Annotated in this window: 11 protein-coding genes; 6 read left to right on the forward strand and 5 right to left on the reverse strand. The window is 32.8% G+C overall.

Going from position 1 to position 12,882, the window contains the following annotated elements:
* Positions 1–55: 55 nt before the first annotated feature.
* Both ACZ2G2_RS03260 and ACZ2G2_RS03265 read left to right on the forward strand, forming a co-directional pair.
* Positions 56–1,150, forward strand: coding sequence for a fatty acid desaturase family protein (locus ACZ2G2_RS03260; RefSeq protein ID WP_470393962.1), 1,095 nt, complete (start codon positions 56–58; stop codon positions 1,148–1,150).
* 30 nt (positions 1,151–1,180) lie between these two features.
* Positions 1,181–2,371 (forward strand): pyridoxal phosphate-dependent aminotransferase, encoded by a 1,191-nt coding sequence (locus ACZ2G2_RS03265; protein WP_101204041.1) that lies wholly within the window; start codon positions 1,181–1,183, stop codon positions 2,369–2,371.
* A 51-nt stretch (positions 2,372–2,422) separates the two neighbouring features.
* Here ACZ2G2_RS03265 and ACZ2G2_RS03270 read toward each other — a convergent pair whose 3' ends face one another.
* From ACZ2G2_RS03270 to trkA, 4 genes are all read right to left on the reverse strand, one after another.
* On the reverse strand, positions 2,423–2,689 hold the full coding sequence (locus ACZ2G2_RS03270; RefSeq protein ID WP_470393963.1) for a hypothetical protein: 267 nt from the start codon (positions 2,687–2,689) through the stop codon (positions 2,423–2,425).
* Positions 2,690–2,869: 180 nt separating this feature from the next.
* Complete coding sequence (locus ACZ2G2_RS03275) at positions 2,870–3,118, reverse strand: hypothetical protein (protein ID WP_470393964.1); 249 nt, start codon at positions 3,116–3,118, stop codon at positions 2,870–2,872.
* Between the two features lie 93 nt (positions 3,119–3,211).
* Complete coding sequence (locus tag ACZ2G2_RS03280) at positions 3,212–4,717, reverse strand: TrkH family potassium uptake protein (protein WP_272021863.1); 1,506 nt, start codon at positions 4,715–4,717, stop codon at positions 3,212–3,214.
* Entirely contained in the window at positions 4,717–6,066 is a 1,350-nt protein-coding gene (gene trkA, locus ACZ2G2_RS03285) for a Trk system potassium transporter TrkA (RefSeq protein WP_090837857.1), read from the reverse strand. The genes ACZ2G2_RS03280 and trkA overlap by 1 nt, the downstream gene beginning before the upstream one ends.
* Before the next feature lie 115 nt (positions 6,067–6,181).
* Here trkA and ubiE point away from each other — a divergent pair, with 115 nt between their 5' ends.
* Positions 6,182–6,913, forward strand: a complete 732-nt coding sequence (ubiE, locus tag ACZ2G2_RS03290) for a bifunctional demethylmenaquinone methyltransferase/2-methoxy-6-polyprenyl-1,4-benzoquinol methylase UbiE (RefSeq protein ID WP_281846998.1) — start codon at positions 6,182–6,184, stop codon at positions 6,911–6,913.
* Entirely contained in the window at positions 6,913–7,638 is a 726-nt protein-coding gene (porT, locus tag ACZ2G2_RS03295) for a type IX secretion/gliding motility protein PorT/SprT (RefSeq protein ID WP_470393965.1), read from the forward strand. The genes ubiE and porT overlap by 1 nt, the downstream gene beginning before the upstream one ends.
* Before the next feature lie 345 nt (positions 7,639–7,983).
* Here porT and ACZ2G2_RS03300 read toward each other — a convergent pair whose 3' ends face one another.
* Positions 7,984–8,697 carry a TrmH family RNA methyltransferase gene (locus ACZ2G2_RS03300; RefSeq protein WP_470393966.1) on the reverse strand — a complete coding sequence of 238 codons (714 nt, stop codon included), beginning with the start codon at positions 8,695–8,697 and terminating at the stop codon, positions 7,984–7,986.
* A 163-nt stretch (positions 8,698–8,860) separates the two neighbouring features.
* On the opposite strand from ACZ2G2_RS03300, the gene tamL reads away from it, so the two are divergent.
* Together tamL and fbaA are read left to right on the forward strand one after the other, a co-directional pair.
* Positions 8,861–11,398: a translocation and assembly module lipoprotein TamL gene (gene tamL / locus ACZ2G2_RS03305; protein WP_470393967.1), complete on the forward strand. Its 2,538-nt coding sequence runs from the start codon at positions 8,861–8,863 to the stop codon at positions 11,396–11,398.
* Between the two features lie 114 nt (positions 11,399–11,512).
* Positions 11,513–12,580: a class II fructose-bisphosphate aldolase gene (fbaA, locus tag ACZ2G2_RS03310; RefSeq protein WP_090837869.1), complete on the forward strand. Its 1,068-nt coding sequence runs from the start codon at positions 11,513–11,515 to the stop codon at positions 12,578–12,580.
* Positions 12,581–12,882 lie beyond the last annotated feature (302 nt).

The raw sequence follows: 12,882 nt of genomic DNA on the forward strand, positions 1-12,882 counted from the left end.
TAATAAATATTATTTAGCGATTTTTTTCGTTAAGATAAAAAAGAATACTATTACGATGACAAAACAAACAGTAACGTTCTCTCGAACAGACTCTGCAAAATTTTTTAAAACACTTAACAAACGTGTTAATAATTATTTTAAAGAAAACAAGATTAAAAAAACAGGTAACTGGAAATTATATATTAAAACAGTAGTAATGTTTACATTATTACTAGGTCCTTTAGTATTGTTATTAACGGTTGACTTACCAGCTTGGCTACAAATTATATCTGTTATGGTTATAGGTATTGGTATGGCTGGTGTAGGTATGAATGTTATGCATGATGCTAATCACGGATCCTTTTCTAGTAAAAAATGGGTAAACCGCTTAATGGGAAGTAGCATACACATTTTAGCTGGTAATGATTATAACTGGAAAGTACAACACAATGTATTACACCACACTTACACTAACATTGAAGGGCACGATGAAGATATTGACGCTGGAAGAATCATACGTTTCTCTAAGCATTCTAAATGGTTAAAAATTCACCAATACCAAAAATATTATGCCTTTTTACTTTACGGTTTATTAACTGTAAATTGGGCTATCACTACAGATTTTAAGCAAACTTACATTTACTTAAAAAGAAAATTATCTTATGGAGATTTCCCTAAGCCTGCAACCCAATGGACTAAATTAATTATTGGTAAAATCTTATACTACACTATTTGGGTAGTCCTACCTTTATCATTAGGCTATGCTTGGTGGCAAGTATTAATTGGCTTTTTGATCATGCATTATACTGCAGGAATCATTTTAAGCGTTGTCTTTCAATTAGCACACGTTATGCCTAACACGGACATGCCTTTACCTGACGAAAACGGTAACATGAAAAACACGTGGGCCATTCACCAGTTATTTACAACGTCTAACTTTTCGCCTAAAAATTGGTTAGTAGAATTTTACACAGGTGGATTAAACAGACAGGTAGAACACCATTTATTTGCACATATTAGTCATGTACATTACAAAAACATTGCTAAAATAGTAAAAGATACAGCGCATGAATTTAGCTTACCATACAACGAGTATAACACGATGTGGAAAGCTATTGGAGAGCATTACCAACAACTAAAAATGTTAGGACAAAACCCTAACATAGCGTAATTAATTTTTGCACAACATAACAACACACAAATGAACCAACCACTTTCTGACCGTATTTTAAACATGTCTACCTCTGCCACTTTAGCTATGGCAGCAAAAGCAAGAGAACTTAGAGGTGAAGGCAAAGACATTATTGGATTAAGTTTAGGAGAACCAGACTTTAATACACCGGACTTTATTAAAGATGCTGCTATCCAAGCTATAAACGACAATTATAATTCATACTCTCCAGTAGATGGTTATGTAGAATTAAAAGAAGCGGTTATTACAAAGTTTAAACGTGATAATAACTTAACCTATACGTTACCACAAGTAGTTGTCTCTACAGGAGCTAAACAAAGTTTAGCAAATATAGCTGCTGTTATGTTAAACAAAGGAGACGAGGTTATTTTACCATGCCCTTACTGGGTTAGTTACTCTGATATTGTTAAACTTAGTGAAGGTGTCCCTGTTGAAGTTAAAACAAGTATTGATACAGACTTTAAAATGACGCCTGCACAGTTAGAAGCAGCTATTACACCAAAAACAAAAATGGTTTGGTTTAGTAGTCCTTGTAACCCAAGTGGATCATTATATAGCAAAGCAGAATTAGAAGCTTTGGCGGTTGTTTTAAGACAACATCCAAATATTTATGTAGTCTCTGACGAGATTTACGAGCACATCAATTATACAGGTAAAGCACACGCAAGTATGGCTGGTATTGATGGTATGTTTAACAACACTATTACAGTAAACGGAGTCTCTAAAGCATTTGCTATGACTGGATGGCGTATTGGTTACATAGGTGCCCCAGATTGGATTGCACGTGCGTGTAACAAAATGCAAGGTCAAATTACTAGTGGTGCAAACTGTATTGCACAACGTGCAGTAATTACAGCTTTAAATGCAGATCCTAGTGTTGTAAAGTTTATGATTGACGAGTTTAAAGTACGTCGTGATTTAGTTCTTGATTTACTTAGTAACATTGAAGGTTTTCAAACTAACACACCAGAAGGTGCTTTTTACGTATTTCCAGATGTGTCTTACTTTTTTGGAAAGACATTAAGAGGAAAAACAATTAATAACGCAACAGACTTTTCTTTATATTTACTAGAAGAAGCTTTAGTAGCAACCGTAACTGGTGATGCTTTCGGAAATTCTAATTGTATCAGAATAAGTTATGCGGCTTCACAAAAAGAAATTATTGAAGCTATTAAGCGTATCAAAGAAGTGGTAAGCTAACTAGCAACCCTATAAATTATTAAAAGCTTCACTTAGGTGAAGCTTTTTTTTTTACATATAATATATTAGCGTTCCAATTAAAATCAGCATCACAACTGACAAAACTACGACTTGTTTAGTACGCCTTAATTTTTGCTCTTGCTGCAGTTTCTTGCGTAACATTAGAATCTTTTGCTCTGTGATATTCGGTAAATTATATTCTGTCTTCTCTGTAGAATTAGTAACAAAACTAAAAGACTTCTCTTTACGTTTTGCCATCATACTTCTATTACTTTTTAACGACTGGTTTGCAGCCATCATTGCGCCTTCTCCTCCCATGATTTTTAAATTTTAGTCTGAATGACTTCAGAAATTAAACATTAATAATTCGTGGACAGTTGAAGTTAATTCAACTACCTTAAAATTATTCCATAAAAAAAAGCTGCTTTACATATAAGTAGCAGCTTTTTGATAAATGTTACATTTCTTTATAAAGAAAATAACAAAAGACTAATAAAATTAAGTAGCAATTAATACTAACATAGCCGCAAACAATGCCACTTTAATTAGTGTCGCAGTGGCACAACAAGTTCTATTATAAGACCAACTTTTTAATTGTTGCCTTCTGTTAAACAGAGATTTTGATTTGAAATTTCTATAATTTGAAATAACAATAGACTTGTAATTTGTATTTAAGATACCTGAATAATTATTAAAAGAAATAACTGAGTTTGGTTCTAATGATTGTGTGTTGATTGATAATTCCATGATTGATTGATGTATTGGTTATATAATAAAGACGAGGTAGTCTTTAAAATGTTACAGTACAACATTAAAATACATGGAAGTAATTGATTTGTATTATCTGTTTCGCCAGAAGAAAGGCGTCAATAAAATAAGCACCGTAAACAACTCTAATCTACCAATTAGCATTAAAAACGCAGACCACCACTTACCTATTGCAGGTAATGATGCGTAGTTATTTACTGGACCAAATTGCCCTAAAGCAGGTCCAACGTTACCTAAGCTAGAAGCCGCAATACCTATAGAGGATTCAAAATTAATACCCATCATAGAAAAACCAAGAGCACCGATAATAAAAGAGATCATATATAAAATAAAGAATCCTAATATATTAAATACAATTTCTTTGGAAATTGCCCTTTTGTTATATCTAACAGGTACTATAGCATTAGGGTGTAACGTTCTTTTAAATTCTAAAAACCCATTTTTAATTAATACCATGTGGCGCACTACTTTTACACCTCCAGCGGTACTTCCTGCAGACCCGCCTAAAAACATCAACCCAAAGAAAAGCACAACTAAAAATGGTGTCCACAGTGTATAATCTGCGGTAACAAATCCGGTGGTTGTTATTACTGATATTACTTGAAATAAAGCATGTCTAAAAGCACTCTCTCCACGTCCCCATACCATTGGATGGTCTATAGACGATAATGATAAATCTGCTCTAAAATAAATAATTAAAGCTGATACAATAGTAAAAATAGCCACAAACATGAAGTACAATTTAAACTCCTCGTCCTGGATTACCTTTTGCACTTTTCCTTTAAAAGCAAAATAACTTAAGACAAAATTTGACCCTGCCAAAAACATAAAAAAGATAATAATATACTGTATAATAGGCTTATTATTCCAATAGGCAACACTGGCATTTTTTGTAGAAAACCCACCAGTAGACAAAGTACACATCGAGTGATTTATAGCATCAAAAAAACTCATTCCTGCTACCTTAAGTAAAATAGTTTCGGCAGCTGTATATCCAAAATAGATTAACCACAGACGCTTAGCTGTATCTGTAATGCGCGGATGTAATTTATCTGCACTCGGACCAGGTGCTTCTGCAGCAAATAACTGCATCCCTCCAATACCTAATAATGGAAGTATGGCTACTGCCAACACAATAATACCCATACCACCAATCCAGTGCGTTAAACTCCTCCAAAACAATACCCCTTTTGGAACAATCTCAATGTCATTTAAAATGGAAGCACCCGTAGTTGTAAAACCGGACATGGTTTCAAAAAAAGCATTTGTAAAACTTGGAATAGCTCCTGTAGCTAAATATGGAATAGCACCTGATAGTGACATTACAATCCACCCAAAGGACACTACAATATAACCCTCACGTTTGTTTAACTCTTTGTTATGGTCCCGATGATTAAACATCCCTAAAAGACCAAAAAGTAACACTCCAAAACCAGATAAAAACAGATTTAATGTTACCCCATCTTCATAGATAAGACTGACTAATGCTGACAACAAAATAAAGCCACCATTAAACACCAATAACAATCCGAAAAAATAAAATATTATTTTGTAGTTAAGACGTAAACGTTTTCTCATTATAAAAATAATTTTTCAACCTCTTTTATAGATCTTGGTAAACAACATACCACGATATAATCGCCTTCTTCGATCCTAAAACCTCCTAAAGCTATTAAACCTTCACCGTGTCTAATTACACCGCCTACAATAGCTGATCTAGGAAACTTAACGTCTTTTATTAATTTATTACAAATCTTAGAACTAGACTTGACCTTAAACTCTAACAACTCTGCATTCATGTTGTTAAGTTTAGTCATTGCAACAACATCACCTTTACGGATATATCTAAAAATGTTATTTGCTGCAAGTAGTTTTTTATTTATAAGTGTATCAATACCTATAGATTGAGACAATTCAAAATAGTCCATATTCTCAACCAAAGCAATAGTTTTCTTTACACCTTTAGACTTAGCCATCAAACAAGACATGATGTTAGTCTCTGAATTACCAGTTACAGAAATAAAAGCATCCATATCGCTAATATTTTCTTCTTCTAATAATTCTACATTTCTACCATCACCATTTATCACCAGTACTTTTGGCAAATCATCTGCTACATCAAAAGCAACATCTTTATTATTTTCTATTAATTTAACATTAAAACCATTAGCAGATAAGTCTCTTGCTGTTTTAAAACCAATTTTACTTCCTCCTAAAATCATAACATCCTTTACAGGAGTATTGGCTTTACCGGTCATTCTGCATAACTCTTCTCCTCCACCTGCACACGTAATAAATACGGCATTATCACCTTCTCTAAACTCAGTATCTCCTCTAGGAATAATTGTATACTGTGTTCCAAAACGTTGAATTGCAATGGGCACAAAATGTATTTCAGAAAATAACTCGGCTGCTTCTTTCACTGTTTTTCCAACAAAACCTGCGGTTCTTGAAAGCTTTAAGCTTACCATGGTTAATGCACCATCTTCAAACTCATAACTATCTTTAAAAGCCGATTGATTTAAAAGTAACTCAATCTCTGATGCTGCTAAACTTTCTGGAGAAATCAATTCATCAATACCAAATCTAGTAAACCCTACCTCATCTTTATGTTTAATAAACTCGGTATTAGAGATTCTTGCAATGGTACGTTTTGCTCCTAGTTGTTTGGCCAAAACACAAACTGTAATATTTGTTGTTTCGGATGCTGTAACACCAATTAAAAGATCTGCGCGGTCAATTTTTGCCTCTTTTAAAATAGCAATTGACGTCGCATCACCTTTTATGACTTTGATATCTAAATGGTTATCTGCGTAAGACAAACTGTCTCTATCCGTATCAATAAGTGTAATTTCTTGAGACTCGTAAGACAATAATTTTGCTAAATGAAATCCAACTTCACCAGCTCCAGCAATAATTATTTTCATATTTATTTAATAATGGGAGTACAAAGATAATTAATTTAAATATTTAAGGGTCAATTATTTATTCTTTTGAAGTTTTATAGACTATTCTGAATGCATTATCTTTGTAAAAAAATTGATTTTGACGAAAATAAATCCTTACAAAAATAGTGACTTAGGCAAAAAAGAACAAGTTGCTAAAATGTTTGACACCATTTCTGGAGAGTATGATGGCTTAAACCGTGTAATATCATTTGGTATTGATATTAAATGGCGAAAAAAAGTTGTTGAAATAGTCAAAGCTAGCAATCCTAAAAATGTCCTTGATATTGCAACCGGAACCGGTGATTTAGCAATTAACCTAGCAGAAACTAGTGCCGAAAAAATCATAGGCTTAGACATTAGTAGCGGAATGCTAGAGGTTGGAAAACAAAAAATTAAAGCCAAGAAATTAGATCAAAAAATTGACATGGTTATTGGTGATTCCGAGAACATGCCTTTTGACGACAATAGTTTTGATGCCATAACAGTAGCATTTGGAGTCCGCAATTTTGAAACTTTAGAAAACGGATTAAAAGACATTTTACGCGTATTAAAACCGGGTGGTGTTTTTGTTATTTTAGAAACATCTGTACCTACTAAGTTTCCTTTTAAACAAGGCTACCAGTTTCATTCTAAAGTAATTTTACCTACTGTTGGAAAACTTTTTTCTAAGGACAAAACAGCTTACAAATACTTAAGCGAAAGTGCTAATGCTTTTCCTTACGGAGAAAAGTTGAACAATATTTTACGTAATATTGGGTTTATTAATGTTACAGATATGCCTCAAACATTTGGTGTAGCTACAATTTACAAAGCATCAAAACAATAATGAATACAAGATACACCTACCTATTACTGTTTACTTTATTATTTACAACAGCGTCTCAAGCACAACTTTTTTCTAAAGAAAAAATTAAAAACCTTGAATCTGTAGACAAAGCTAGAATAAGCTGGGGTTATTACTTAGGATTTAATAATCTAGATTTTAAGTTTGATTACAATAGTAATATTGGAGACATTCAAACAGAACGCACTACGGGTTTTAATGTTGGACTTTTAGGTAACTTACGTATTAATGAGTATTTAGATTTACGTCTAGAACCAGGTTTAGTAATTGCACAACGTAATTTAATGTATCAAGAAAATTATTTCGCAGATTTTGACGACGAAGTAAATGACTCCGACCTTTTACGTGAGGTAAAATCGACTTATGTCTATTTCCCTTTACTATTAAAAATATCTACAAAACGTGTCAATAACTTTAAGCCCTTTGTTTTGGCAGGTGTCTCTACAGCGATTAACTTATCTAGTAACGAGAAAAACCCTGACGACAATTCTGCTGGAGATTTTAGAATGGTAAAAAATATGCAGTTTTTTGAAATTGGTTTTGGTATAGATTTTTACTTAGATCGTTTTAAATTTACACCATCAATTAGAGGTGTATTTGCCATGAAAGACGAACTTATTAGAGACAGAGACCCTAATAGTCCTTGGACAGGTAACATTAGTCAAATGCAAACACGTGGCGTTTTTATTAACTTTACAGTGCAGTAAAGACAACTTACACTTAGTCAATTATAGTACTAAAAATGTGCATTGCTATTTGGTAATAGCAATAAGCAATTGGAATATTAGCTAATATTATTAAGATACTAATTCTCAAATCTTTTTGTGCGTCACCTTCAGAATATTTTAAGAGTAATGCAATCAAAAAAATACTATTTAAAATAAAAGCCCCAAATAGGAAGACCATACCTAGCAACATAAAAAGAGTGTTTTCTGTCAGGTAAAAAAAAAACAAAATAAGCGACCCAAACAAAAAGGACAATAAAGCTACTAATCTGCTTATTTTTATAATTCCTGTTTCATCTTTTAATGCTTTCATCACAAATTATAAGACTATCCTCTTCTAAATTCACTTAATAAAATTGCTCCTGCAGTAGCGACGTTTAAACTTTCTGTTGCTTGAAGCGCTCCAAATCTTGGGATACTGATCTTATCAGTAACACACACCTCAATAGCTTTGGATATTCCGTTGGCCTCATTTCCTAAAACTAAAACACCTGCTTTAGGCATCTTAGATTTATACACATCTTTACCTTCCATAAAGGCTCCAAACACGGGTAAATCTACTTTTTGTAAATAGGATTCAAGATCCACATAATGTATTGCGACCCTTGTTAAAGACCCCATTGTAGCTTGTACTACTTTTGGATTATAGCAATCCACTGTTTCTTGACTACACACCAATTGATCAACTCCAAACCAATCGCATAATCTAATAATAGTTCCTAAATTACCGGGATCACGCACACTATCTAATGCTAAAATTAAACCGTCAGATTGTAAGCTTAAGTCTTCTGGTATTTTAAAAACAGCCAATGCTTTGTTAGGTGTGGTTAAACAACTTATTTTTTTTAAATCGTTTTCAGATATAATAACCTCTTGATCCACATCAAAAGTTTCGGTTGTAAATAAATCTACCAATTTAAAAGTAGAATTTAAAAACTCCTCAATAACCTTTCTGCCTTCAGCAATAAACAAACCGTCTTGTTGTCTATATTTTTTTTGCTTTAAACGCGTCATATTTTTAATTTGATTTTTAGAAATCACAATTTTGAAAATTTTTATAAAGAAAATAAAAAAAATGCAGTTACCATTTGTGTGTTTCTATTTATTTAAAATTTGTTTGTACAATAAATAGTGTATTTTTGAATGTGATGTAAATATTAGGCATCAAAATTGTAATAAACGTTAGAATTAGTAAACATTTCCTTTGAAAAATTTTCAGTTTAAAATAGTCGGTTTATTAGCTTTTACAATGCTACTTAGTGGGTGTGACTCAGTAAAACGCGTTGCAGAAAACCAACACCTTTTAACAAAAAACACGTTAACTATAAACGACAAAAAAGTAACTAACGATACAATATCCAACTTGCTGTATCAAAAACCAAACAGCAGGCTACCTATCCCCTACACAAACATTCCGCTTAAGCTATATTTTTACAATACAGCACGTCCCAATATGGATTCTATATTAAATGAAAAATACTATAGCAATCCCGAGAAAATGGCACGTAAATCACGCTTTTTATCTAGAAAACAATTAGATAAAAGAATAGAGTCTAAATCTAATTTTAATAAATGGATCAAACGTAGTGGTGAAGCGCCAGTAATTATTGACACGTCATTAACTAGTAAATCAATTACACGCATCCAAAACTATTATAAAGTTAATGGTTGGTTTGATGCTAAAGCAGAATTTAAAGTCAATAAAGGGGATGATAAAAAAGCTACAATAGATTATATTATAGATACAGGAGAAGCTTATACATTAGACACTATTTACTCCAAAATAGGATCTCCGGAAGTAGAAAAAATTTACAACCAACACAAAAACAAAAGCTTAATAAAAACAGGAGAACAATACCGTTTATCTAAAGTTTATAACGAAGAAGATAGAATTGTGGAGTTAATGCGTGATAATGGTGTGTATCATTTTAGTAAAGATTATGTCAAGTTTGAAGCAGACAATAATTTTGGTAATAATAAAATGAATATTGAAACCATTATTGAAGACCGTATTATTAGAGAAGACGAAATTACGAGAACAGAAAAGTTTAAAATATACAAGGTAAAAGATGTTAATATTTACACCAACAACTCTTTTAAAGACAGAAACGCAACCATAAACGATACTACTGTTTTTGACGGTTATAACATCTATAGTATTGGAAAGCTTAATTACAAACCAAAAGCATTAACCAACGCTGTTTTTATAACACCAAACACGGTATTTAGGGATAAAAACAGACCTTTAACATCTAGAAAAATTAGTGATTTACGCACCTTTAAATACCCTAACATATCATACGTAGAAAATCAAGACACTACACTAACAGCAAACATCTACTTAACACCATTAAAAAAGTTTGAATTAGAGTTTAGTGCAGAAGCCTTACAAAGTAATATTCAAACCATCGGGTTTTCAGCAAACCCAAGCCTATTAATTAGAAATATATTTAATGCTGCTGAAACATTAGAAATATCGGGTTTTGCATCTATAGGAGCTTCAAAAGACTCCAACAGCTCCACTGACAAGTTTTTTGATATTAACGAGATCGGAGCAAACTTAAAACTAACTATACCAAGGTTATTTTCACCTTTTAACACAGAAAAAATAATCCCTAAATTCATGTTTCCTAGAACCAGCTTAACAGTTGCAGCCTCTAGTCAAACCAATATAGGGCTAGATAAACAGACCTTTACAGGATCGTTTAATTACCGTTGGTATCCAAATAAAAAGGTAACCAATAAATTAGATTTATTTAATATTCAATTTGTAAAAAACTTAAATATTGCCAATTATTTTAATGTTTATGAAAACTCATACAACTCCTTAAATACAATTGCCCAAACTAGTGGTTTTATAACCTCATCAGAGAGTTTAAGCATACCTGCTGGTGCAGATAGTTTTCTAAACCTTATTGATAATGGTACTTATAACAGCGTCTTATCTCAGGACGATTTAGATACAGCTAATGCCATTAGCGAAAGAAAACAAAGACTAACGGAAGACAACCTTATATTCGCAACCAATTTTAGTTACGTTAAAAACAATAGAGACGACTTAACAGACGAAGACTTCTCTATATTCAGGACCCGTGTAGAATTAGCAGGAAACCTATTTTCTGCAACATCAAAAATATTAGGACTAGAAAAAAACGCCAATGGTAAGTACGAGATGTTTAATGTCGCATTCTCACAATACATAAAAACAGAATTAGATTATATTAAACACTGGAGCTTAGGCTACAAAAACGTATTAGCCATACGCACCTTTTTTGGTATTGCAATACCTTATGGAAACTCCACTAACATCCCCTTCTCTAAAAGTTTCTTTGCTGGAGGAGCAAATGATAACAGAGCTTGGACTGCCTATAGTCTTGGACCAGGAAGTTTAACTACAACTGACGAGTTTAATGAAGCCAATCTAAAAATAGCATTAAGCGCAGAGCAACGCTTCAATTTATTTGGTGCTTTTAATGGCGCTATATTTATTGATGCTGGAAATATCTGGAATGTCCTTGATGATATTAACCAAGAAGATGCTACATTTTCTGGTTTTAAATCTTTAAAAGATATCGCAGTCGGTTCTGGTTTTGGTATCCGTTACGACTTTAGCTTTTTTGTACTGCGTGGTGATATTGGTTTTAAAACATACGACCCATCCTACCCAACAGGTAGCCGATGGTTTAATGACTACAACTTTGGTAACGCTGTTTACAACATCGGAATCAACTATCCTTTCTAATAAAAACAGACCAATTACCGACAACGTTTGCGTGCTTTTTTGACTAAAAATGAATAAAATATATCATTTTTTGTTACTTTTGGTACTATTCAAATTCAACTAAAAAAAAACAAAATGGCTCACAATATCAAACCAGGAGTTGCTACTGGAAAAGAAGTACAAGAAATTTTCAAATTAGCAAAAGAAAAAGGTTTTGCATTACCAGCAGTAAACGTAGTTGGTTCTAATACCATAAACGGTGTTTTAGAAACAGCAGCAGCTTTAAACGCTCCTGTTATTATACAGTTTTCAAATGGAGGTGGTGTATTTAACGCAGGAAAAGGATTAAGTAACGACGGTCAAAAAGCTGCAATTGCAGGAAGTATAGCTGGTGCCAAACACGTGCATTTAATGGCAGAAGCTTATGGCGTGCCAGTAATATTACATACGGACCATTGTGCAAAAAAATTATTACCTTGGATAGACGGATTATTGGATGCTAGTGAGCAACATTTTAAAGAAACAGGAAAACCATTATACAGCTCGCACATGATTGATTTAAGTGAAGAACCACTTGAAGAAAACATAGAAATCTGTAAAACATACCTTGCTAGAATGAGCAAAATGGGTATGACTTTAGAAATAGAATTAGGTATTACAGGAGGTGAAGAAGATGGTGTAGATAATAGTGATGTAGACGAGTCTAAATTATACACACAACCAGAAGAAGTAGCGTATGCATATGAAGAGTTAAGCAAAGTAAGCGACCAATTTACAATTGCAGCAGCTTTTGGAAACGTACACGGTGTATATAAGCCAGGAAACGTAAAACTTACGCCAAAAATATTAAAAAATTCTCAAGAGTTTTTATCTAAAAAATACAACTTACCACATAACCATATCGACTTTGTTTTCCATGGTGGATCAGGATCTACTCTAGAAGAAATCAGAGAAGCAATAGGTTACGGTGTTATAAAAATGAACATTGACACAGACATGCAATATGCATTTATGACTGGAGTTAGAGATTATATGGCAGACAAAACAGACTATTTACAGTCTCAAATAGGTAGCCCAGATGGTCCAGAATCTCCAAACAAAAAATACTACGACCCAAGAAAATGGTTAAGAGAAGGAGAAATTACATTTGTAGAGCGTCTTAAAAAAGCATTCGAAGATTTAAATAACGTCAATACACTATAATTTTATTTTGGCGTTACCCAAGGGTCGGGCTTTCCGTTATATCTTTTTTGAAAAAAGACAAAAAAGGATGCCACTACAATCCCTAACGCGTGCCAACATAATTACATAAAATAAAATTCCGTTTAAACTGATTAACCACAGCACTTAAACGGGATTTTTTTATACCTCAAAAGTAACAACAAACAGATAGCGACTACTATTTTTGAGTTTGATTAATAAAAACAGTAATTTTGTACGCTTGTGTAAAGCAAACTAAAACTAACAAAAGCATAGACTTTTAGAAAACATCTAAAAATCTTAAT

This window comes from Olleya sp. KKT75 (assembly GCF_055635485.1).